The 24,895-nt window shown below is 37.0% G+C and carries 19 protein-coding genes; 12 read left to right on the forward strand and 7 right to left on the reverse strand.

Annotation, left to right across the window (positions count from 1 at the left end):
- Positions 1-152: 152 nt before the first annotated feature.
- Positions 153-1,841: a methyl-accepting chemotaxis protein gene (locus CH361_RS05550; RefSeq protein ID WP_100789826.1), complete on the forward strand. Its 1,689-nt coding sequence runs from the start codon at positions 153-155 to the stop codon at positions 1,839-1,841.
- 159 nt (positions 1,842-2,000) lie between these two features.
- Here the strand turns inward: CH361_RS05550 and CH361_RS05555 are convergent, their stop codons facing one another.
- From CH361_RS05555 to CH361_RS05565, 3 genes are read right to left on the reverse strand one after another with little or no spacing between them, the layout of a single operon-like run.
- On the reverse strand, positions 2,001-2,438 hold the full coding sequence (locus CH361_RS05555; RefSeq protein WP_100789827.1) for a hypothetical protein: 438 nt from the start codon (positions 2,436-2,438) through the stop codon (positions 2,001-2,003).
- A gap of 3 nt (positions 2,439-2,441) precedes the next feature.
- Positions 2,442-3,707 (reverse strand): acetyl-CoA acetyltransferase, encoded by a 1,266-nt coding sequence (locus CH361_RS05560; protein WP_100789828.1) that lies wholly within the window; start codon positions 3,705-3,707, stop codon positions 2,442-2,444.
- A gap of 13 nt (positions 3,708-3,720) precedes the next feature.
- Positions 3,721-5,031 (reverse strand): 3-hydroxyacyl-CoA dehydrogenase family protein, encoded by a 1,311-nt coding sequence (locus CH361_RS05565; RefSeq protein WP_100789829.1) that lies wholly within the window; start codon positions 5,029-5,031, stop codon positions 3,721-3,723.
- Positions 5,032-5,637: 606 nt separating this feature from the next.
- Between CH361_RS05565 and CH361_RS05570 the strand changes: the two genes are divergently transcribed.
- Together CH361_RS05570 and CH361_RS05575 are read left to right on the forward strand one after the other, a co-directional pair.
- Complete coding sequence (locus tag CH361_RS05570) at positions 5,638-6,249, forward strand: hypothetical protein (protein WP_100790038.1); 612 nt, start codon at positions 5,638-5,640, stop codon at positions 6,247-6,249.
- Positions 6,246-6,746, forward strand: coding sequence for a hypothetical protein (locus CH361_RS05575; protein ID WP_100790037.1), 501 nt, complete (start codon positions 6,246-6,248; stop codon positions 6,744-6,746). The genes CH361_RS05570 and CH361_RS05575 overlap by 4 nt, the downstream gene beginning before the upstream one ends.
- A 138-nt stretch (positions 6,747-6,884) precedes the next feature.
- On the opposite strand, the gene CH361_RS05580 is transcribed toward CH361_RS05575, so the two are convergent.
- From CH361_RS05580 to CH361_RS05595, 4 genes are all read right to left on the reverse strand, one after another.
- A complete protein-coding gene (locus CH361_RS05580) occupies positions 6,885-7,379 on the reverse strand; it encodes a DUF2721 domain-containing protein (protein WP_100789830.1) in 495 nt (164 codons plus the stop codon).
- Positions 7,380-7,487: 108 nt separating this feature from the next.
- Positions 7,488-8,438 (reverse strand): tRNA dihydrouridine synthase, encoded by a 951-nt coding sequence (locus tag CH361_RS05585; protein ID WP_100789831.1) that lies wholly within the window; start codon positions 8,436-8,438, stop codon positions 7,488-7,490.
- Between the two features lie 12 nt (positions 8,439-8,450).
- The gene (locus tag CH361_RS05590; protein WP_100789832.1) at positions 8,451-10,214 is read right to left on the reverse strand and encodes a thiamine pyrophosphate-binding protein; all 1,764 of its coding nucleotides are present in this window, start codon (positions 10,212-10,214) and stop codon (positions 8,451-8,453) included.
- A 29-nt stretch (positions 10,215-10,243) separates the two neighbouring features.
- Positions 10,244-11,890, reverse strand: a complete 1,647-nt coding sequence (locus CH361_RS05595) for an FAD-binding dehydrogenase (RefSeq protein WP_244279604.1) — start codon at positions 11,888-11,890, stop codon at positions 10,244-10,246.
- Positions 11,891-12,547: 657 nt separating this feature from the next.
- On the opposite strand from CH361_RS05595, the gene CH361_RS05600 reads away from it, so the two are divergent.
- From CH361_RS05600 to CH361_RS05640, 9 genes are all read left to right on the forward strand, one after another.
- Positions 12,548-15,052: a methyl-accepting chemotaxis protein gene (locus CH361_RS05600; RefSeq protein ID WP_100789834.1), complete on the forward strand. Its 2,505-nt coding sequence runs from the start codon at positions 12,548-12,550 to the stop codon at positions 15,050-15,052.
- A gap of 308 nt (positions 15,053-15,360) precedes the next feature.
- Positions 15,361-16,038, forward strand: coding sequence for a hypothetical protein (locus CH361_RS05605; RefSeq protein ID WP_244279606.1), 678 nt, complete (start codon positions 15,361-15,363; stop codon positions 16,036-16,038).
- Between the two features lie 61 nt (positions 16,039-16,099).
- Positions 16,100-18,520: an LA_1737 family protein gene (locus CH361_RS05610; protein WP_244279608.1), complete on the forward strand. Its 2,421-nt coding sequence runs from the start codon at positions 16,100-16,102 to the stop codon at positions 18,518-18,520.
- A gap of 3 nt (positions 18,521-18,523) precedes the next feature.
- Positions 18,524-19,063, forward strand: a complete 540-nt coding sequence (locus CH361_RS05615; protein ID WP_100789836.1) for an NADPH-dependent FMN reductase — start codon at positions 18,524-18,526, stop codon at positions 19,061-19,063.
- Positions 19,064-19,297: 234 nt separating this feature from the next.
- Positions 19,298-20,242 carry a DUF1554 domain-containing protein gene (locus CH361_RS05620; protein ID WP_244279610.1) on the forward strand — a complete coding sequence of 315 codons (945 nt, stop codon included), beginning with the start codon at positions 19,298-19,300 and terminating at the stop codon, positions 20,240-20,242.
- A gap of 106 nt (positions 20,243-20,348) precedes the next feature.
- Positions 20,349-21,347 carry a DUF1554 domain-containing protein gene (locus CH361_RS05625; RefSeq protein WP_100789838.1) on the forward strand — a complete coding sequence of 333 codons (999 nt, stop codon included), beginning with the start codon at positions 20,349-20,351 and terminating at the stop codon, positions 21,345-21,347.
- 72 nt (positions 21,348-21,419) lie between these two features.
- The gene (locus CH361_RS05630; RefSeq protein WP_100789839.1) at positions 21,420-22,016 is read left to right on the forward strand and encodes an NAD(P)H-dependent oxidoreductase; all 597 of its coding nucleotides are present in this window, start codon (positions 21,420-21,422) and stop codon (positions 22,014-22,016) included.
- An 8-nt stretch (positions 22,017-22,024) separates the two neighbouring features.
- Positions 22,025-22,567, forward strand: a complete 543-nt coding sequence (locus CH361_RS05635) for a PadR family transcriptional regulator (RefSeq protein WP_100789840.1) — start codon at positions 22,025-22,027, stop codon at positions 22,565-22,567.
- A 204-nt stretch (positions 22,568-22,771) separates the two neighbouring features.
- Positions 22,772-24,841: an ABC transporter substrate-binding protein gene (locus CH361_RS05640; protein WP_244279656.1), complete on the forward strand. Its 2,070-nt coding sequence runs from the start codon at positions 22,772-22,774 to the stop codon at positions 24,839-24,841.
- Positions 24,842-24,895 lie beyond the last annotated feature (54 nt).

Raw genomic sequence — 24,895 nt, forward strand, 5'->3', positions numbered from 1 at the left:
TTGAATCCCGAGAGAACTTATGACAAAACGAATACAATGTCAAGCCAAGTCCCACTTCTTTGAGAGAATTCTAAATTATGACTTTTGGTCTTTGGTTGGAAATATTCTAATTTGTTCTTGGATGATTCTAGGTTTCGTGTGATAACGAAAGAATGCGCAAGAATCTGCCCGTTACAGACAAAGAAATCGAATTTTCGGAAGAGACAACGATCACTTCAAAAACGGATCTAAAGGGAATCATCACTTATGTGAATGAAGATTTTATGCGAATCAGTGGATACTCAGAAGAGGAACTGGTAGGGGAACCACATAATCTCATCCGTCATCCCGATATGCCTAAGCTTGCCTTCCAAGATTTATGGGATACCATCAAGGCCGAAAACTCTTGGGTGGGTGTTGTCAAAAACCGCGCTAAATCGGGAGATTATTATTGGGTCGATGCGAATGTGTCTCCCATCTATGAAGATGGAAAACATGTGGGTTATATGTCGGTGCGAACCAAAGCAACAAGAAACCAGATTCGTAATGCAGAAGAATTATATAATACAATCAACTCTGGAAAATATAAACCAAAGAAAAATGGTTTATTGACTAAGTTATCGACTCGGATGATTTTCATTACACAAACGATTGTTAGTGGAATTTTGTTAGTTTTGTTTTCAAAAGATTCAAATCCAAGTTTTTCTTTTTTTTCAAGTCCTTTGTTTTATGGAATGGGTTTTGGATTATTTTTCATTTTGTCTGCAATCGGGTATTGGAAGATTACTACTAATTCCAATGCTTACAATCACGCAAAAAGATATCTCGAAAATTTAATTCGGGGAAAACTTAAGTTTGATGTAGATTTGGAAAAAGTAGGAGAGTGTGCAGATCTTCTTATTTTGATCCGAAAAACTCAGGTAGAATTTCGTGGGATGATCTCTCAACTAATCGGAAATGCTGAAATTGTAAAATCACAGATTGGAGGCCTTACTTATGCAGTGGAACATATCCATAAAGCATTTCAAGAACTCTCCAATGCCATGTTTACGTTAGCAGATTCTAGTAATGTGACTCGTGAAAGTTCGGAAAACATCTTTCATCAAATGGATTCACTGAACCATCTCATTACAAATATACGATCGGAATCCAATACAGTACAACTCGAATCCACAGAAGCGTATCAGTTTTCTCTGATAGGGAAAGATCGCTCTGACAAAGCAATTGCGCAGTTTCTAAAGGCCAAAAATCAAATTTTTAAAACTTCGGAGACCATCAAAGAATTGGGAGAAAAAACCAAGGCCATCCGAAAAATTACTGAAACGATTGCAGCTATTTCAGAAAAGACCAACTTACTTTCCTTAAATGCATCCATTGAATCTGCAAGAGCAGGAGAGGCTGGAAAAGGTTTTGCAGTGGTTGCAGGAGAAGTGGGAAAACTTGCAGAACAATCAAATAAATCCGTGAAAGAAATTTCAAGTTTTATCGCCGAACTGACAACGAAGATTCTGCAAACAGTGACTGATATCCAAGATGGACTTACAGAAGTGGAAACTGGTTCTTTGGAATTTGAAACCGTTCAAGTAGAAATGGATAAAATTTTAAAGAATGCAGAAGAAACCAAAGTGAGCGCTGAAAAAATTCATGGGTCTACAGAGGGAACGGAATCGATGTCCGGGAGTGTTCTAGGGAATATAGAAAAGATCCAAACTCAACTGGTCCATACTTCTTCGATTGTGGAAGAGTTGTCCGCTGCTGCAAACGAACAAAAACAAACGATTGCTGCGATTGAAGGATCCATCGCCAATTTGGCACAAGTGGCGGACAGATTGGATTCTGTTGCCATTCGATTTCAGTTTTAAAGATTAAGGAAGAAGAATGGAAAGAAAGTCCCTGTCTATTGTTTGCGGAATCGTGAATGGATTCAGAAAAGGATTTGTAACTTAAGAACCAATAAAAAAACCCAAGGAGAGATTCCTTAGGTTTTCTGTGGTCAGGATGATCGATCGGCTCGGAAATGCTTAGTCTTCTGAATTCCAACCTATTGAATAGATCACTGCTGTGACTGTTGTAAAGATCGCGTAATACGCTACCCAAACCCAAACAAGGACAGTCGGAGCAAAGTTTGTAAGAGAAAGTGTCCATAACATAGGTGAGACAAATCCGATCACGGAAACTAAAATTCCTAAAAGAAACCCACCAACAAGACCTTGGGGTAAAGATTCTTTCGTTAAACTGTATAACAAACCGAAGGAAAGAGTAAATACTAAGTCACTGAACACAGGACCAAGCCAGAAAACATCTGTTATGGGAATGAAAAGGTTTCTCAAGTTTGGATCAAAGTAGAACTTTGAAAAAAACAACATCCTGAGGGGGATGGAAACTGCTTCCCAAAATGAAAAGGCCAGAAGGAACCGGACTAAAATCCGATTCCATTTTTCTGTATTCAGCGAACTCAAAATCTACTTCCCTAAGATGAACACGAAGTTCGTAGTCGCAGATCCACCGATGTTAAGCATAAGGCCATTTTTAGCACCTTTTACTTGGTAATCACCAGCTGTGTTTGTGACTTGTTTGTAGAGGTCGAGCATCATACGAACTCCAGAAGCACCTACTGGGTGACCCACACCGATCAGTCCACCGGATGGATTGATTGGTTTTTTGCCACCAAAGTCAATGGTTCCTTCTTCGATTGCGATATGTTCTTTTCCTGGTTCAGAAATTCCAAACGCAGAAATCGCAGCATATTCAGAAGAAGTGAAACAGTCATGTGTTTCAAACACATCAATGTTTTTTACATCTAAGTCAGCACGTTTGTAAGCATCTTTCACTGTTTGGCGAGTCCATGGAAGGATGTATTTGTCCCCAACGGATTCGTTCTTTTTTGCTTCGAAAGTGATAGGAGCCACTCGGTGTCCCCAACCTTTTACTCGAGGAATATCGTCAACTTTACGGCCAGTTTTCTTCGCGTATTCTTTTGTGTAATCTTTGGAAGCAAGGATAGTGACAGCAGCACCGTCTGTTACTTGAGAACAGTCAGTGATACAAAGTCTTCCACCCACAGCCATATTGTTGTCACCACCACGAGCCATAGCATGTTCTTTGTTCATGAACCATGTACGAGTTTGCGCTTTTGGGTTACGTTTTGCGTTTGCGTAGTTGATACGAGAAATTTCAGCAAGAGCATCCATAAAACGTTCTTCTTTGAGTTCGTAACGTTCGAGGATCACATCTGCTAGTTTTCCGAAAAGTTTAGGGAAAGGAAATTGAACACCTTTTGCTTCTTTGTCGTAGTAAGCAGCTGTTCCAAGAAAGTCACCACCTACAGAAGAAGAAACTGTTTTCATCACTTCTACACCAAGAACGATCGCTAAATCGTAATCTTCGGCACGGATATGTGTGATGGCAGCGTCAAGGGCAACGGAACCAGAAGCACAAGCTGCTTCGTAACGAGCACCAGGAACTCCAAAAAGAGCAGGGTTTACTTCTGTAAGGAAAGCGCCCAAGTGACCTTGGTTGGCATACTGTTCTGCATCGAAGTTACCAACAAAAACAGCCACTCGGTTTTCTTTGTTCAATCGTTTGATTTCATCATAACTGATGCCAACTTTTTCAAGAGCATCATCTAAAACTTCACGCATCATGGACATGAAGGTTTTTCCTTCTTTGGTCCAGTTTCTTTGGAAGTCGGTTTGTTCTCCGCCTAATACGAATACTTTTTCACTCATATGATACTCCTAATTAACCTTTGAAGAGAGACCTTGCATCAAGTTTGTCGCCAAGTTCGTAGAACTTTTTGCCTTCTTTTGCATCTTTTAAAAGTTTTGGAACTGGTATTTTAGACGCTTCCATTAACTTAATTGTTTCTTTTGGTCCACCAAGGAAATCAACGAAAGCAGAAGCAGGAACCCAGTTAAAACCGAAACCCATAGCGCCATCAGTGTTTTCTTTAGTATCAACCACTTCTCCCACGAGAGAGAGCGAGTAACTAATGTAACGTGAAATGAAATAACGAGCAATGTCAGCTTCAACGCCACTTGCTTTTTTTACTACATCCATCGCACCTTTGTAGTCGGAGTCTTTGATTTTTTGGCGAGCTTCTTTGATAAAAGGAATATCAAATTTTGGATACGGATCGTACTCACCCGTTTTGATATTGTAAACAAACTTCTCACGTTTTCCGTCAGCGTGTTTCACAACTTTAGTAAGACCACCACCAGATTTCATACCGAGTTTACCAGCATCGATTAACTTTTGGAAGTAACCAGGTAGTTTGAAAGTTTCGTGAGCTTCGTCTTTTGTATTGTCGTAGATATTGTCTACGATGGCTTTGTGAACATCAAGTCCCACGAAGTCAGCAGTGGCGAGTGGTCCCATAGCGCGACCAGTGTAACCAGACATGATTTCGTCGAGGAGGGCAATCCCACCTTTGTCAGCATATTTTTCTGCAAAGTGTGCTACTTCGTTCATTAACTGAAATCCAATGCGGTTTCCAGCAAAAGCAGGAGTGTCATTTGTATAAACAACAGCACGGCCTAGAACTTTGTCTAGGTATTCACCTAACGCTTGTGTGACTTTTTTATCATTTCCGGAGTGAGTTACGAGTTCACAAAGGATCATTTTATAAGGAGGGTTAAAAAAATGCGTTCCGTAGTAATGTTTTTGACCATCTTCATCGTAAGCTTTTGCCAAACGACCGATGGAAAGTCCAGAAGACACAGTGGATACGATGGTTCCGGGGCGACGTGCTTTTGCAATACGAGTATTGATCGGTTCTTTGACTTCGTAACTTTCCGCCACGAGTTCGAATACCCAATCTGACTCTGCGACAGCTTTTTCCAGATCCGCATCGTAGGAACCGGGGATCATTCTTGCGCGGATTGTATCCGTTTTTACGGATGCGACAGCGGCTTCGATACCCTGTTTTGCTTTTTCAACATCTCTAGCGAGCATATAGACTTTAGCACCACCGAAGGCAGCAATGACGCCCGCACTTCCAGAACCCATGGCTCCGTTGGCACCTAAAATCGTGACAGTTTTGATTTCTCTCATGAAGGAATTTCCGAATCTAAGTTTTTACTTACCTTTGTAGAAATGCGAGGTACCCCGAAAATCGTTTTTTTTTGTCAGATTTGTTACAAAAGAGGGTCGGAGGGGGTTGGGGTGTGGGTACAATCTCCCCGCCCTGAATGAGGGAGGGGAACTAGACCCGCCACCCAATGGTTCTCCTTTATCATGACCTGCTTTCTACGGCACGCCACTTCCCAAAATCCCCGATTTTAATTTCGATAAGTTCATAGTTTATGCTTTGGGCACCCGGGCGGGCTCTCTTCGGGGTTCGCGTTCGCTCCCGTCTTCAGAGGCTTACCGCCTCTTTCGACCAAGCCCTCCGGATCCTGGTGCGGGATTGGGTCGGATTCAGTGAGAAATCTTTTTGTTGATTGAGTGTGCTGTTTTTTTAGTAAAAACGATGGAGTTCAAAAATTTAAACTATTTGGGAAAAAAGAAAAACGGATACAGACCCACGAATGGGAAAGTTTATATACTACAAAAATTTAGTATTTTAGAATTCATTAAAACATTAATTTTTTTAAGTTAAAATTTAGTATACTTCGAAAAATGTTTGACCTAACGAATGTTTAATTTTTAATTTTGTCCATGAATTTGAAAGAAAAACCCCCCAACAAATGGGTCATATTTGTTTCAGCTTTTTGTTTAGGAATATTACTTAATTGCATTTCCTTTGTGAAGTATGAAAATCCATCATTGGCAAATACGCCAAATCCTGAATTTACAGAAAAGAAAACTATTTTGTTAAAATACTATGGTGATTACTTACTAAATGGGAAATACAGCAAAACGTATCAACACCTACCAATTTTAAAAGAAAATATGGTCGATACCCTGAAGGATACAAATTTATTTCAGAATATTGTGACAGATGAAAATCAGGCTCATGATTATGTTATGTATTATGAATCCGATGTAAATGAAAAAAGTTCTATGGTTTTAGCATTCCTTTCTGGTTTAACTGTTCTGTTGTTCCCTTTGAGTATTGATTTAGATCGTAATATAAAAATTTCCATATATGATACAAAAAACAAACTTTTAGCAACAAACCAAGAAAAAGTTAATACTAAACATTATGCCGGGTGGATACTGATTCCAGTTTCGCCTTTTTTCTTTACCCCAGTTGTAGAAAAAAATACAGTTAGAAATATTTTGTTTAACGCTATGAATCAATGGAAATCAAAAGGAATCATCAAATGAAATTTATAGTTTTATCTATTTTGGCACTATTGAATTTCGTTTCTTGTGCTGAACTTCAGCCTCTGAAGTATAAAAATTTCAAAGAAGGGAAATTCAATTTCTCAATAGAAGTTATCGAACCGAACACCACACTCGATAAATATAATAAAGAATATTCTCAAATCGCGATGCGAGCAATTCTCCGAAAAGGTCTGATCGAGTCGGATTTATTTAAATCCATCGTTAATTTTAATGGTGATGTCCAACTTCGCGTTCTTAATAACGAAAAAGAGGAAATTCAAGAATTTGGTGGATTCAACGCCAGGCATAAACTCTCTTTAACTTTTATTTTATTAAAAGATAAAAAGGAGATTTTTTCTAATTCTTACTCGGCTGACGAAATAGCGACGGGTTCTGAACAGTTCAGTGGACGCTTAAGACAAGTACATGCAGCTGACAAAGCGACCAATCGATGTTTGGAACAGTTTTTAGAAGATATTTCCAAACAAAACCTTTAGATTTATTTATCATTATTACATAAAGAAATCAAAGGAATTTCCTGGTTTTCGAATCCCTTCTAGTCAACTAACGGATTCGAGGCGCCCAAAGGAGAATCCAAAAAATTCCCTTTGGGCTTTGTTCCTAGAAAAGAATTTTTAACTTTTCTTCTCCTGCACTTCTCTTTCCAAAAATTCAGTGAACTCAATTTGGCTGTTAATGAATGTTAGGTTGTATCTGCTTTCATAAAATAAAAGGGCACTGGCGAGAAACAAACAAATTCCGCCGGATATTGCGACAACTGTAGGAATCCAAGACAGATCTTTGGCAAAAGCAAGAGTGATGGCAAGGGACAAACTAGAAATTACAAAGAGAGAAGTGGCCAAATACAAAAAAGCCATAGAACGTTGGATGAGGACGGCCCGTTTTTTTTGAACCGAAAGTTGTTTTCGAAGGTAAACCATTCTTTCCTTTTGCAAACCTCGTTTGCCTTCTAGAAGAAGTTCCACTTCGGACTTTAAAAGATTCACACGATCAAAAATTCGTCCCAGTCGATTGGCTGTAGAAAATATCAAACTAGCGCAGGCAGAAACAAGAACCGCAGGTGTGATCATACCGGAAAGGATTTCAGAATTAGAAAACGAATCGAACATAATGAACAGTGTAAAGAATCTTGTTGGTTTTTAAAGAAAAAAATATCCAGATTCTTTTAAAGAAATCTTTGGGAGAGTGGACTCTCTAACTTTAGCGAAGAAAGTTTTTTATACTGCTAAAGTTGGAGAGGTAGAACCAAGGTATTTTTCAAAAGTTTCTAGGTTTGTGAACCGTTTTACGGTTTCAAATTCTTCTTTCGCTTCGGGATACTGAAGCGAAAGATAGTGTAACCATTGTTTAATTCTTCCGATTCGACTTTTTGTTTCCATGGATGGTTCTAGATTTCGCCAGTACTGAAATAAAATTCCTTTGATTTCTTCCCAAGCCAGATTTTGATTTTTATTTCCTCGAATCAAAAGAGCAAGCATTGGATTTGCAACAGCTCCGCGTCCAATCATAATGTCTGTGCAACCTGAAACTTCTCTACATCTTTTGGCGTCTTCTACAGTCCAAATTTCTCCATTGGCCACAACGGGAACTTCTACTACAGAGCGAATTTTGTGAATCCAATCCCAATATGCAGGTGGTTTGTATCCATCCGTTTTGGTTCTGGCATGGACAACAATTTCTTCGGCCCCACCTTCTTCTAGGGCTTTGGCACAAACAAGCGCTTGTTCGGTGGATTCGTATCCGAGTCGCATCTTAGCAGTCACAGGAATTGTTTTGGGAACGGCACTACGAATTGTTTTCACAATCGTAAACATAAGATCAGGTTCTTTGAGAAGGGCTGCTCCACCACGATTTCTATTCACTGTGGGAGCCGGACATCCAAAATTAATGTCAATTCCGTAGGCGCCTAGGGATGCCACCTTACTTGCGTTTTCTGCCATACAATTTGGATCCGAACCCAGAAGTTGGACCTTTACGGGAACTCCTGATTTGGTTCGGCAACCTTCATATAACTCAGGAACATATCTGTAGAATCGATGCGAAGGAAGCAATGTGTCATTCACACGAATGAATTCGCTGACACATTCATCATACCCACCAACTTGCGTTAGAATATCTCGCAATCGAAAATCAAGAAGTCCTTCCATAGGAGCAAGTAAGATACGCAAAAAGTAAACATCCTAACCCGTGACTCTCCGCACTAGGGCTCTACCTATCATTCTGAGTTTGGCAGCAAAAGGCAAGCGCTTTAGATTGGTTCCTACAATCCCTTGGGTGAAACGAGTTTTTTTACTGTAATCAATGTGCACATCTAGGATGACAGGTCGGCCTTGTCCTGCCAAGTTCCAAGCAGTTTCTAACTGCCTTTCGATGTCTTCATTGTTTTCTATCCGCAAGTATTCGGCTCCGGTTGCTAGAGCAATTCCTTCAAAACGAGTGTTTCCAAGAACCGTACACGTTTTTCGATTGTATGGAACTTGTTGGGCTTGGGCAATCTGAGACAACTCCCCATCATTGAATACAGCAAACACTGCTCCAATATTGTTTGTACTAGCAGTCACAATTTCCATACAAGTCATAAGAAAAGCCCCATCACCAATAATACTAACAACGGCCTTATCTGGGTTGGCAAGTTTTGTGGCAATGGTGGCTGGCACTGCATAACCCATACAATTAAAATCTGTGGGAGAGATCATATGTCTTGGTTTGTGAATCGGCATCAGTTCTGCCGTGAGGAAGGTATGATTACCATCATCTACCACAACAAACCCATCATCTGGCAATGTAGTTCTTAAGGCGGTGAAGAACCTTGCTGGGTTCACTCGATCTTTACTATCATGTTGGAACCATTCCTCTAGATAGTTTTGTTTATTGAGTTTAATCTCGGATGAGACAATTTGCATTCGGTCTTTTCGGCTCAAATCATTCAGGAGAATTTTGGCTTTTAACTTTTTCACAAGCTCTGGCAAAATCAGTTTCGCATCACCTTGGATGGTCACTTTTGCCGGATAATTTGCGTTAAATACATTGGGGTTGATGTCTATATGGATTAAATTTTTAGGGACTGTCACTCCGAAACTAGCTGTCGCAATTTCAGCAAAACGAGTTCCTACTGCGAGTAAACAATCACATTCCGAAAAAGCCTTTGTGGCTGCTGGAACGGCAGCAGGACCAAAACTCATTCCGCAATGCAATGGGTGGTTGGCTGGGAATGCACTTAGTCCCTGTAAGGTGGTGGCCACTGGTGCACCTATTAGTTCCGCAATTTCTACACTAGAATCTGCTGCATCTACTGCCCCCCATCCAAGAAACAATCCTGGTGATTTCGCCTTACATAATAACTCAACAGCTTCATCGAGACTTGATTCAGAAAACGTAAGGGTAGTTATATTTTTTTCTTTGCAATATTCTTCATAACTTGGTAAATTTTCCACTTCACCCGTGTAGAGTTGGATATTTACCGGAATCTCCACAAATACTGGTCCTGGCTCTCCACTAACAGCAATTTGATAAGCTTCGTAAAGCGTTTTTACTACTTCCTCTTGTGTATTCACTTTGAAGGTTTTTTTTGTTATGGGTTTGAGTAGGGTATGTTGGTCCATATCATGTAATTGATATTTAAATTGGGAATCACTTCTGACTCCACCAGCAATGACGAGCATCGGAATCCCATCTAAAAAAGCTTCGCCAATCCCACTGGCCGCATGAGTCACACCTGCTGCTGGCACGATGACAACTGTCCCAATAGAATCACTCGTGCGACTGATGGCATCAGCCATAAACGCGCCACAACCCTCGTGGGTCACGAGCATCGGTTGGATTGAATCAGAATTATTTAACTCATCATAAATTTCAGTATTGTGAACTCCTGGAATGCCAAAGGTATAACGAACTCCAATTTGTTCCAAAGCATATCTTACTAACCAAGCACCTGTTTTTTTCATATTAATACTCCTCTAATTTGTTTTGTTTTTTATGAAAGGTTTTCATGGATCGACTTAGCGGCTGCTCTTGCAGTGAGTATACATCCTGATAAAAAAGTTCCTTCTAAAGATTTAAAACCACTAGCACCACCACCCCCAAATCCTGCGGCTTCACCAACTGCGTACAAACCATCGATAGGAGCACCTAACTTGTCCAATACGCGGCTTTGTAAATCGGTTTGAATCCCACCTAAACTTTTTCTTGTAATTAATCGGAGTTTAATGGCAATGAGAGGACCTGCACTTGGATCAAGAATCGGTTTTGGCGCGCAAGTGCGGAACTTATCAGAACGCCAAGACCTAGCATGTAGGATTCGTCTTAATTGATCATCATTCCATTGTCCTTTCCCACGTTTGATCACATCATCATATTGAGTGATTTCTTGTTTTAAAACTTCATAATTGATGGACTGGTCGCCATTTAATTGATTCATTTTATCAACTAATTCATGTAAGTTCTTTGCCACGATGAAATGATCACTTTCTTTTTGTAACTGGCGTATCAGACGGTGGTTACCAAGTAAAATTTCCTTTAGGAAAGAAACCAACTTTCGGTCACGGATCATCGGGTTATGTTCCGAACCGGAAACTGCTAGTTCCTTGGCAGCAATTCTCCAGTTGAGTAATTGCCAAGTATGGGGTTTTTCTAGTTGAGAGATACGTCGACAAAGTTCATTGGTATCAAATCCTGTCATCATAGGTTCGGGTCCAATTCGACGACCCGAATGATCCAACCATAAAGCTGACTTACAAGGGATCAAACTGAGTCCATGTGCTTCAAATTGCGGTTTTGGATTGGGAATCCCTGCGGCATAATTCCACATTTTATCTAGATGTGTTAGATTGCCCCCATGCCGACTCACGGCTTCATGAACCAAACCATCCGCATAGGGATGGGAACCGTTCAGCATTTCTTTCGGTGCTTGCCCCCAAGGTTTGTACCAGTGTTCTCTTACTTTATCCAAACAACCTGTGATCCCACCAGTTGCTACAATCACATGATCTGCATAAAATAATAGATCTTTACTCTCCGTTTTTTCTTGTTCGGCGATGCAACCAACAATCCTTCCATTTTCTTTGATTAAATCAGTAACTTTGTGTTCAAAAAGATATTTTAATTTTCCATTTTGAAGATATTTCTTTAATAATTCTTCAAATCTTTCTACGAGCCTGTACCCTGTTCCCCAAAGAACATGATAACGAGGAACGGAATTTCCTCTATGGTATAATCCGCGTTCTACCCAATTGACTACGGGAAAAAAATTCAGATCAAGGTTTGCAAGCCAATGATACACTTGCCCCACACTTTCGTGAACATATTGTTCAGCCCATTTTTTTGGTAAAACATCGTCTGCTCCAAAATTGGCAAAAGAGTTCCAATCTTCCAAAGCAATTGCGGGAGTATCTTTGATTCCAAGACGTTTTTGCAGTGGAGTTCCTACTAGGGCCATACCACCAAACGATAATTTTGCGAGACCGCCGAAATGTTCCTCGGTATTTCTTTCAATAATTAAAACAGATTTCCCTTGGTTTAGACATTCATATGCCGCCACCAAACCAGCGATTCCCGCTCCGACTATAATGACATCGCTTCTTTTTACGACCACTACCAGACCCTCCATCTTCTTATGAAGCATTTTATAAAATTTTGAATGATTATAAAATGAATCGTAATTTTTGATTCATCGAGACATATTTATAACACAATGTACACAGTATCTTTTTAAAATAAACAAAGGCGACTTAAATTTTTAAAATTTAATAAATTCAAATATTAGAATGAATATAAGATTCAAACGATGGTTTTATAAATTATAATTATTATTAGAATAGTTCGAATATTGTTTATGTTTTTTGTCATTTATCAATTGTTAGTATAATTTTCTTAATTAAAAATACTGTGCTTATTTTCTTTGATGTTTCCTTTGGCTCTGATTATAGATGAGTTATTTTTTTTGGATCATTAATTCGAGATCGAAATCATAAAAATGGTGTTTGCGTTTTTATTTATATAGTTAACGAGAGTTATGTTTTTTTTGTTATCTCTTGGTTTTGCTAAGAAGAGAGGTCGTTTTTTAGAAATTCCTGGAAAAAACTAGAAACTTGAGTTCGGAAGTCGTGTTAGCTGAGGAAAACTCCCCTCTAGGGAACTTATTTTTTTTGAATATCTCTAAAAAAAGAATTTCCAAGTCCTGTCAGCTAGAGATAAATATCTGATAGTTTTAACATATTTTCATATTCGTTCGTTCATTTTTCATTCTTTCTAGATTCAATATTTAGTTTGGAGCATCGGTATGAGTTTTCAGGTTAAAATCCCACAAAACACCACTTTATCGATTAAAACCGACCTTGCGGGTAAAATCGTGTCTGTTAACGAAGATTTGCTGAGATTCAGTGAATTTGAACTGAATGAGTTATTGGGTCAGTCCTTTCAAAAGATACAACATCCTGAAACTCCTGAATCCATATACATAAACATTCAGAAAACCTTAAAATCGAATGAACCTTGGAATGGCTTTTTGAAAAATCAAACCAAGTCGGGAAATTATTTTTGGGCTAATACAACCATAACACCTTATTACGATACCGAAGGAAATACTTTGGGGTATATGTATGTCATAAGGTCGGCTTCAGAAAGGCAAATCACAGAGGGTGAACGTTTCTATTTAAATCCCGAGACAATAGAAGCTGGTTTTAGTTTGAATCCGCAAAAAATATTATATAAGTTTAAAATAAAGACCAAACTTCTCTTTGTGTTTGGTCTTATGGCGATCCTCATGTTGGTTTTGGGTATCAATTTGATTTTAATTAAAAACCAGGAATATGAAGGAGCTTTTAACCGACTCAAAGGAGCAGAATACAATTTAAGTTTAGCAAAACTAATGCGGCTTACCGCAAAACACCGTGGCTTTATGGCTCGAGTTTTGAGTGGAGATCTCACAGCCAAAGAAGGTGCTGTCGCTATTGAAAAGGAACTAGAAGTCGCTTTTAAAGTGTTTTTAGATTTAAATGAGACGGAAGGAAATCGTTTTCAGGTTTATGAATTGTCCATAGAAATATTCAAAAATTGGAATCATCTAAGAGATATCAACGCAAACTTAACGACAAAGGAAAGTTATAAAGAACATGTTAGCCTGATTAAAAAAATGTTAAATGTAAATAATGAAGTAGGTGAGTCTTCGGGATTGTTTTTAGATCCAGATAAAGATACTTACTTTATGATCGATGTATCTTTGACCAAGTTACCATATTTAGCTGAAAAACTGGGACAACTTCGGGGAACTGGACTTGCTTATTTGGTGAAAGGAGTGAACGCAGATCCGTCAGAAAAAAATTTGATCCAAGAGATCATGGGATCTGTTTTAGGTCATTTTGAATCCATTGCCGTCAGTATGTCATCAATTACCAAGTTCAATCCTGATAGCAAAACGATTGTGGATGCATACAAACATGCGGAAGGAGACTTCCCTAGTTTACGTGAACTGATTCAATCTAGAATCATCAAAGAAAAAATACCAACAGTAAAACCCCTTGAATATTACAATGCGACAACGAATTTGGTGGATCAAATCTTTAATGTAAACGAACTCATATCCAAACAACTCTCAGAGAAGTTTACAGAGAGAGCCAATCTTGCAAAAAATTCTGCCAGGGCCATCCTTGTTCTTACTTCAGTGACCTTAGTTTTATTAGTGATTCTCCAATATCTAATTATTCAAAGCATTATGTCCGTGATTAGAAATAGTACAAATATCATTAGCCAGATCGTACGTGGTTCAGGGGAATTAAAAGAAAACTTGGATTATGGAATTAACGATGAAATCGGAGGCCTTCTCAAGTGGATGGGAGTTTTCATCTTAAATATAACTGAGATTGTATTTGTTCTGAGACAAGTATCTGGTGAGTTATCCGACAAATCAAAAGGTGCAGCAAGTTTAGTTCGTAATTATTCGGTAACAACGCAAGACCAAGCCGCCTCAACAGAAGAAACATCTGCTGCCACCGAAGAGTTGGCGGCTTCCGTTGAGAATGTTTTTGTTAGTATTTCTGCACAAGCAGATCACTTGAAAGAAATCGAAAAAGTAACTTTAGATTTTAAAATGGCAATGTCTGAGGTTGCTAATGCAATGATGGCAATGACCAATCTTACAGAAGAATTTTATAAAAAGGCAAACGATGGGATGTTAACAACAAAAGATACAGCAGATTCAATTTATGTTGTAAATAAAAAAGCAGAACTCATTGATGAAGTTGTAATTATTATCAACGAGATTTCGGAGAGAACTAATTTACTTGCACTCAATGCCTCAATCGAAGCTGCAAGGGCTGGTGAACTCGGCCGAGGGTTTGCAGTGGTTGCACAAGAAATTGGAAAACTTGCAGAACAAACGGCTCTTAACACAAGAAATATCCAATCGCTAACCACCGATACAAAAGATGCTATCAAAACAAGTGTTGGCCTAATGAAAAATACGGAAGAAAGTTTTCTTGATCTATTAAACAATATTTCTAAAATCCAAGAAACGGCGAAACTCGTGAGGATAGCTCAGGACAAACAAACTTCGGATACCAATCGGATCGTGGAGTCAGTGCATAGGATCAATGAAAATTCTCTTCAGATTCTGAGCGCCGCTTCTCAAGAGAGAATAGCGGTTGAAGAAATTTCTAAATCTATAGAGACAATCGCTACAGGCACACAAGTAATCGCTGATAATTCCTTAGTTCTTCTTGAAACAGCAAAAGACATTGAGGTTACAGGGGAACATTTACAAACTGTTGTAGAAACTTATAAATATTAGAAATTCTCAAATAATTAATGGTTTTATTTGGAAGGCGCTGATTTTGAATCTAATCATTAAAAATTGATTGTTTCTTATCTCTATTTTTTCATTTATTTCATATTGAAATGAAATCTATATTTTTAAATAGCATTACGTGTGTTTTGCTTTTATCTTTTTATTCTTGTTCAACGCAAAAAGTATACATACCAAAAGAAAATCTTAATACTGCGCTAAACCCGCCACAATTTGTCAAAAAATTAGAGTTTTCCGAGTCTTTGCTTCCAGAGGTATCCGAACCTATAGAAAGACCCTCGTCTCATGGAGAAATGTATTATGGACTTCTTCGAGATAAAAAATCCAATCGAATTGTAAGAAGTATTGCTATACTCGTTGATTCAAAAGACTTAAATCTGAGCCCAGAAGAATATTTACATTATCCAGTTTACTATGCTGTGAATGTTTCGAAACATTTTTCTTTTGGTTATCGCTTTCGTACTGAGTATGATATTAGAAGGGCCGGAGATAGCTCTCCTGTTTATATGCCTGTGTATGCCACCTCGGCTGTAGTCGCCTTTGCTGCTTTTGGTATCGTATATGTTGCTTCTACTGGGACTGCTTTTGTGGTCGGTTTGGGAAAAGGAACTTATGAGTTCACCGAGGATATCATGGACGGAATCATTGTTTCTAATGAGGAAATTGTTTTGGGTTATAATGATTATCAATATGATAAAGAAGGACGTTTGACTAAGGTTTCTAGTTATCTTCCTTATCGTTCTATTTCTAAATCAGTGATTCCATTTTATGATCGGGATGGGAAAAAACAAATTGGCCAAATGTACCCTTCCTCTAAACCGATTTTGTTGTCAGAAATAAATTATCAATATACCAGTGGTAACAAAAATATTAAAATACCAAAATCAGCAGAGATTATAGAACATATTCCGAAAAAAACGAGAAGGGTAGTTGTTCTTCCAATGAAAGAACCATCCAAAACAACAAATTAGTTTTTTAATCAGAAACGATGTATTGTTGATTCAATAGGAATAAAGTTCGAGGGCCGAAAGAATGATCATTAATTTGGTTAAAAATATTTTTATTTTCGTTATCTTTATTTTTTCGTATGGAATTTTCTCAAAAACTTGGGCAGATTTGGAATCTGAAAAAGAAATACAGGTTTATGGAAGTGAAAGGAGTGCTAAGTTTACATCCAGTAATATTTTTTATGATGTAGAAAATTGGACAAATCATTATTCTGTTCGTGCTCTTGGAATTTATCGCTTTTATGATTACCCTAAAGCCAAAACAAAGTCCGTGTTTCCTTTTTACTATCATATTCAAAGTAAATCGGATCATCGTGAATATAAACGAATCATCAACTTAAACCGAACAGTAGAAAAGGATGCAGTTGACCAATCTTTTTATCCTTTTCTGTTTTGGGGAAAAGATACGGGGAGTTCTTATATGACTTCCATTCCATTTTTTTTCTCAAGTAGAAGTGAAACAAAAAGTAAGTTGGGGTTTCCCGTTATTCCATTGTTATATTACCATAATCGAGATATTTCTGGTGAAAACAGAAATCATTACACTCGTTTTTTGACATTATTTCACTCAGAGGTTAGTGATCAAAAAGGGTTTCATAATTTTTCTATTTTCCCTTTAATTTATTATTCGAAAGATAATTATTTATTCCTTCCTTTGATTTTGTTTTATCAAAATCATCATACGAATATTAACGAATATTGGTTCGGCCCAATTTACTTTTGGACAAACAAAGCCAAGGAAGAGCGATTGTTTGTGGGATTTCCGTTCATTGCACATTACCGTGCAGAAGGGAAAGAATTTGATCTAGTTTTTCCATTGTACCTCAATTATGCGAACGAGGAAGAAGACTATCATATCAATTTATTGTGGTATACCAAAACAAATTCTGCCAATGTAAATCTAGCGACCAATGATGGAAATATATATCTTGATTTTGACTTTGGTCTTTTTTATAATTTAGTTGGATTCTCTCAGAGAACGAAAGTATTGAGTGGTGTTGGTTCTACTCCAAAAAATAAAACTATAGATTCAACTGATCCGAAGGTTGTGAAAAAAAGAGAATTTAATCGGGAAAATAGCAATAGTTTTATTGGTTATCAATTACTTTTTGGAATTTTTTCATACGAAAAATCCGATTCGAAAAAACACATTCGATTGTTGCCACTTGCTTGGTTTACCTGGGATGAGGCTTCTGATGATAATGTTGTTTTACTGCCTCCGTTTTTTCCAATCTGGCTGAGTTACCAATCAGATGATTTAGAATATAAAGTTTTGTTCCCATTGTATGGAAAACAAAAAGATAAAGATTCTGAATTCAGAGCTTATTTACTTAATGTATATCTGACAGAAGATTCGAAAGAAGACAATCGAAAGGAACGATCTTACCTTTGGCCCATTGTAAATGTTTATGAATCTGATCAAGGTTCGGGTCATAGGGTTCTTCCTTTCTACATTCATCGTATAAATCAAAAAGCAGAAACCAAGATAAGTAATACATATACTTTATTTTCTATTTATCAGAAATCAGAAAACCCATCTGGATCTCATCGTGATTTTCTATTTTGGCCTTTATGGATTTCTTATGAAAACCGAGATAACTCTAATTACCAAAAAGAAAGTTCTCTTTGGGTCACTCCTTTTTTCTATCGAAACTGGAGGGAGAGCGGGACAAGAACAAATATATTATGGTTTATCGATTGGGAATGGTCTAAGGAATCAGACTTAGCAACAAAGTTTCAAACGAAACCTGTCATCAATGTCGAGAAAAAAGAATCATTATCTCATCTTTTGATATTCCCCTTTTATAAATCGAATACTAGTTTTTCAGTGATTCCGCTTTCGTTTAATTCTTGGACAAAGGATAGTTTTACTACTTTTACTTTGCTAAATTATCTTAGCTGGAACAAAACAGGACATTATTATAATTTCCTATATTTATTTGAGTCGGAAAATACAGAATCAAACTACAAATTTAAAAGTTTGGGTGGTTTGTTAAGTGGTTTTCAAAAAAAACCTTCTGAGATGGAAAGAATTACTTTTTTATGGTTAGGTTATGATGATAGGTCTTATAAAACCATATATAATTTTTTCCCAATAGTCAGAACTGCGGATGCGGACAAAGAGAAGTCTAGGCTCTATGGGCCGTTTCTTTATTATCTTTTTGATTCAGAAGAAGAAAAAACAGAACTTATGCTCGCTGGTCTCGGTTACTATCACAATAAAACAAAATCAGATCAACAGTATTCGACATATATATTACTCGGAGCCTTATACCAGGAGAAAACAGAATTGGAAAGAGGTTATTTGAAAAGGGGAAGCCTTTGGGGATGGCTTTGGGAATACCAAACAGAAGAGAATGGATATGAAAAGTTTTCTATATTAAAATTATTTTCTTATACAAAAGAAACGGACGGAACAAAAAAAATTATGGGTATATCAATTTAAATCATGAAAAATTCAAAACCAAAAATCCTCGCAATCTCTGGAGGAATTAGTTCTACCTCTTATAATAAAAAGATTTTGCAAACCATCCTCCTCGATTTTTCAAAAGATTCTAATATCAAACTATATGAAGGGATTTCTGAATTTCCATTTTTTTTGTCGGGAATTTCGGATGAAAACATTCCGAATATTGTGAAGGAGTTTTTAAATGAAATTCAGAATGCAGATGGTATCCTGATTTGTTCTCCTGAATATGTATTTAGTATTCCTGGTGTTTTGAAAAATGCATTGGAGTGGGCAGTTTCATCTGTGGTGTTTACAGATAAACCTGTTGCGTTGATTACTGCGGCTTCCGTTGGGCAGAAAGCCCATGAATCTTTATTATTAGTTTTAAAAACAATTGGAGCAAAGTTATCTGAAAATACGAATCTTTTGATTTCTGGAGTCAAAGGGAAAGTTGCCGCAGATGGTAAGATTATAGATGAATCTACAAAAAAAGAAGTTCATGACATGATGGATTCATTTCTGAAATCACTAAAAGTTTAGTAGAATTATTCTTTAGATTCTAAATAGAACTGTAACGAATTTGCTGATATCCATTAAGATGACGTTTGTTAGTTTAAGGGAATACGATAAACTTAGGAAATAAATTATCATTTTTTTATTATTGGTTGTGAATATACCGTTTTTATCTCTATTGGTAAACATTCTTCCTATTCTATGTTTCGATTTCTTTGTCTTCCTTTTTTCGTTTTGGTTTTATCCTGCAGTGATAAATCTATGAACAATGCTTGTGATATCAATTCCGATTCCTATTTAGAATCTACAATTCTTTTTAATTTGTTAGGTAATGGAAAGGGATACTGTTCCACAGGTATGATTGAATTTTTTCCTACCGTGATTTCCTTAAGTTCAAAATCAGGAGTGGTTTCGGAAGAAGGAGGAAGTTTACTTTTTGGAAGTCCACTTGATTTTACGGTTAGCCTAAAAGAAAAACCGGAAACACAAGTGCAAATACAGTTGGTTGTTTCTGATCCTATTTCTGCACGAGTTTCTCCAACTACGCTTATTTTTGAAGCGGACAATTGGTCTGTCGCACAGAACATTCAAGTGACAGGTGTTAACGATTCAATATTTAACGGGACTCGTAAATTTCGTGTAATTTTAAGTCCGAGTTCAGAAGATAAAAAACTAGATTTGAATCCTGCAGAGATCCAAATGGAAATTTTGGATAATGAAAAAAGATTATTTTTATCTTCTGGTACATACCAAGGTGGTGGGTTTGGCGGGGTAGCAGGTGCCGATGCCATTTGCAATTCAGATCCTTTATGTCCACATGGTTCGACATGTAAGGCAATGATTTTGAATGGAACCACTCGCATTGCATCTGTTACTGCGAATTTAGGTGATGGGCAAGTCAATTGGGTTTTACATCCCAATGCACATTATTATTTAACTGGTGGATCTACTTTAATTTCGAATACAAACAATACCTCATTACTGCAAATTCCGTTTTCCAATGCGATTCACTCAACAAATTATGGAGCCTGGTTTGGTGGTACTGCCGGATGGGTTTATGACACAAACACTAGTTGTTTTACTTGGACGTCGCTCGTAAATAATGATTCAGGACTTATATTCAGAACTCAGGAGGTTAACAATTTATTTTTTGGAACCAACTATGGTTGTGCAAATCCGCTAAAATTATCCTGTGTTGAATATTAATTTTCTGGCGTTTCATTTGTGTTACGTTAGCTGAAAAGTATTTCTATTTATCATTGCTTAGATTTACTAACTCCAAGATCTGGTAAAGGTAAGAGATATTTTACCCATGTTTTTTAGAACCTTTCTATTGAGTGTTCTTGTCCTTTCTTGTAGCAGAATTCCCCTCAACAACCCTTGTGACCCCAATACAAACGCTTACGCTAAAACTACCTTGGTAGCGGAACTTGTGGGGGATCATAAGAATGTTTGTTATCCGGGAGTTATCATAAAAAATAACCCTGGTCTAAATCTAAGCCAATCGTTTGGCCAAATTTCTGAGTATGGCGGGAGTTCAGTTCAGGGATCTTCTTTAAACTTTACTGTATCTTTTGGATCAGAACCCAAAGAGGAAGTAAATGTTCAGGTGATTGTTTCCAATCCTGCATTTGCCACTGTAACTCCAACTTCGTTTCAATGGAAACCTTCGGATTGGAATTCGGAAAGAACAGTCACAGTCACCGCAGTCAACGATTCACTTTTGAATGGAACTAGAGATTTTTTAATTCGGGTCGTTCCTACTTCTTTGGATACATCGCTAAAACTCCAAGAGCAATTTATCTCTATGAAAATTTTGGATAATGAAAAACATTTATTTCTCAATGCAAATACCACTAAAGGCAATTTAGGTGGTATTTCTGGAGCAGATGCCACCTGTTCTTCCGATCCGAATTGTCCTTTGGGATCTCAATGCAAGGCAATGCTTGTTACTGATTCAGGAATACGCAGGGCAACCGTCACTGGAAATCTTGGTGATGGGCAAGTGGATTGGGTTCTAAAACCATTTACCTCATATTACCGCTCAGATAATATAACTCTGATTGGAAGTACCAATGCGGTTTCATTATTAATTTTTCCACTTCAAGCTGGGATTGACTCTGCATCTGTGACAACATGGACAGGAATGGGAAGTTCTTGGGATTCACAGCCGGATCATTGTTCGAACTGGGGTAACTCAATTTCTGGCAATGGCGTTGTGGGTGATTCTATCAGCACATCTGCTTCGGTTCTCAGTAATTTGAATGTAGGATGTACGAGTGACTTAAAATTTTATTGCGCTGAACAGTAAGATTAGTAAAAAAAATGTCTTTTTCGTGAATAATGAGTATCTAATAGATATATCTATTAGATACGGTGGTATATGAAAACAAAAGATAAAAATATTCTTGTGATACTTGGTCATCCGAATACGAATTCACTATGTGGACATTTAGCAGAAACCTATGTAAATGCTGCAAAAGTTTCTGGCCATACGGTGAATTTCCTAAAACTTTCAGAATTAAAATTCGATTATAATTTATATGCAGGTCATAAAAAAGATTCTTCACAAGTCTTAGAACCTGATTTGATCCAAAGTCAAAAATTAATTGCGGAAGCAAATCATTTGGTTTTTGTTTTTCCGAGTTGGTGGGCAAGTATGCCAGCAGTTCTAAAAGCTTGGATCGATCGTGTGTTTTTGCCAGGATTTTCTTTTAAGTATAGGAAAGATTCTCCATTCCCTGAAAAACTTTTGTTAGGTAAATCAGCACGTATCTTTGTAACGATGGATGCCCCAAGTTGGTATTATCAATGGTTTAATAAATCTCCTGGAGTTCAATTGTTGAAATTTGGAACTTTAGAGTTTTGTGGAGTCTCTCCAGTAAAGGTAAAAATATTTGGTCAGGTGCGAACTCGTAAAACTCGCGATTTCCTGAAATGGACAGAGTTTGTTCAGTCGTTAGCAGTCCTTGGGAAATGATTTATTAAATGAAACGAGAAAGTAAAACTCAATATGCCCTATTAGGTATCCTTTCACAGTGCGAAATGAATGGATATGAAATTAGAAAGTATATTGAATCCACCATAAGTTTTTTTTGGAATGAGAGTTTTGGTCAAATTTATCCAACGTTATCTAAGTTAGAAGAAGATGGTCTAATTCGAGAATGGGAAAAAACAGATGTTAGTGGAAAGACGAAAAAAGTCTATAAAATTACGCGTCCAGGTTTAGATGTTTTTCGTCGATGGATGGAAAAATCACCCATTCAAACGAATCAAAGAAACGAATTATTGTTTAAAGTTTTTTTTGGAAGGCATATGAGTCCTAAACTTTTGACGAAACAATTAGAGGAAGAAGTTCACAAACAAAAAGAAGATTTAAAATCGTTAAAGAGCTTTCAGAAAGAATTAGACAGAGATTGGAACAAACATCCCGATCAAGAATACTGGTCGCTCACACTGGAATATGCAGAAAAACAAACAAAGTTAAATTTAGATTGGATTGAAAAAGTAAAAAATAGAATAAAGGAATGATTCTTTCCTTGGTAGGATCCGATTCAAGTTTCACACTGTTCAAATAATTATCACAAAATAAAATCCTCAAATTAATTTAATTTATTGATTTGAAAAATTAAAGTTATATATAAACAATCTATGTGCGGGAGAGCTAACTTTAAAAAGTTTTACTATGTCTTTTTAGTTTATCTTGTAATTCCGTTTCATAATCCAATTTTTGGGATGGAAAAGGTCACTCTCCATCTTAAGTGGTTCCATCAATTTCAATTTGCAGGTTATTATACAGCTTTAGAGAAAGGATATTATAAAGAAGCTGGGCTTGATGTAGAACTTCTGGAAAGTACAGTTGGAGTCAAAGGAATTCATGAGAAGGTCATTCGGTCTACAGGCCAGTATGGCGTCGGTAGTAATGAATTAATCCAAGAAAGATACCACGGAAAACCAGTAGTCATTCTTGCTGTTATCTTCCAACACTCGCCTTCTGTTTTGTTTTTTAAAAAGAGTTCAAATATCCAAAGCATTCACGATTTGTTTGGGAAACGAGTGATGTTGACCCCAAGAATGCTTGAAATTATTGCCTATTTAAAAAAAGAAGGAATTGATTTAAAAGACTTACAAATATTAGAGCACAGATTTAATCCTGATGATTTAATTTCAGGTAGAGTCGATGCATATTCTGGTTATGCAACGACTCAAGCTTATGATTTTAGGAAAGCAGGTTTCCCTTTTGTGGAATATTCTCCGAGAGTTGCGGGTATTGATTTTTATGGTGATAATTTTTTTACAAGCGAAGCGGAAGTTCGTGAACACCCAGAGAGGGTAAAAGCATTTCGAGAAGCAAGCCTTCGAGGTTGGCACTATGCGATGAGCCACCAGGAAGAAATTGTTGATTTGATTTATGAAAAGTATTCGCAAAAAAACTCGAAGGAAAAATTACTTTTTGAAGCAAAACAAATGACTCCGCTCATCCAACCAGTCCTTGTGGAAATTGGATATATGAATCCAGGACGGTGGAAACATATTAACGATATTTATTCTGAACTTGGAATGCTTCCTAAAAATATCAATCTAAAGGGATTTATCTATGATCCAAATCCACCAACTAACTATGATTTTGTTTATTATTCTTTTGGAGTCATTCTGTTTTCTTTAGTAGTATTTGGTGTGATTCAAAGAAGAAGATTAAATCAGAAATATGCAGAGAATCTAAAAAAACAAGTCGAGGTTAGAACCGAAGAATTAAAACATTCGAATGACTATCTGCAGGTTCTGAACCAAAGTTCGCTAAATACTCTTGGAGAATTAACGGAAGCACAAGATAGACTTCTTGCTTCAGAAAAATTGGCCGTTCTCGGTCAGTTGGCAGCCGGAATGGCCCATGAATTAAACACACCACTAGGAGCTATCGTTTCGTCGAATTTTTCACTTTCTGATTTTTTGAATCATAAATTAAACAGATCAATCGATGCCATTGTTGGGTTTAATGCTGAAGATTCTTATCGATTTCATAAAGTATTAGAAGAAAGTTTAAAGAATCAAACTTTTATTGAAGGAAAGACAGAACGTTCGATTAAGAAAGAGTTGGCTTCTAAATATGTATCCATTGAAAAAATGAATTTGTATGGAGAACATATGCAACTTGTTCTTGAAACGGGGGCTTTTCGTTTAGGTGATGAGTTAATTGATTTATTAGAAAGTGAGAATTCATTAAAAATCTTAGAAGTTGTTGCCTGCATTTCTGCAGCATATCGTTCGAATCAGATTATCTCTGTTGCTTCTGAAAAGGCAACACATGTGATAAAAGCTTTAAAAAGTTATTTGGTTTCCGAAAAAGATATTTTGCATAGTAATACGAATGTCGATATCATTTTTGAAATGGAAACTATCCTTTCTCTTTATCATTACAATTTAACTAAAGTAACAATCGTTAAATCTTATTTAACTGATAAAAAATGCAAAGGAAATAGAGATAAATTAAATCAAGTATGGATTAATTTATTGAATAACGCGTTACAAGCAATGGCTTACAACGGTATTCTAGAGATCAAAATTCAATGTATCGACCAGTGGATTAAAGTATCGATCATCGATTCTGGTATTGGTATTTCTGATTCCATTAAAGGAAAAATTTTTGATCCCTTTTTTACAACAAAACCAGATGGTGGTGGGATGGGGTTAGGTCTCGATATTTGTAAAAAAATCATTCGGCAAATGGATGGAACAATTGAATTAGAAGAGGTTCCTCGGGGTGCTTGTTTTTCAGTTTGTTTGCCTATTGCAGATATAAATTAACTTTTGTTTAATGAGTAATATCCGATTAGCAGATATTCTCTGGATACTATCCAA

The sequence above is a fragment of the Leptospira brenneri genome, from assembly GCF_002812125.1.
Classification (GTDB): Bacteria; Spirochaetota; Leptospiria; order Leptospirales; family Leptospiraceae; genus Leptospira_A; species Leptospira_A brenneri.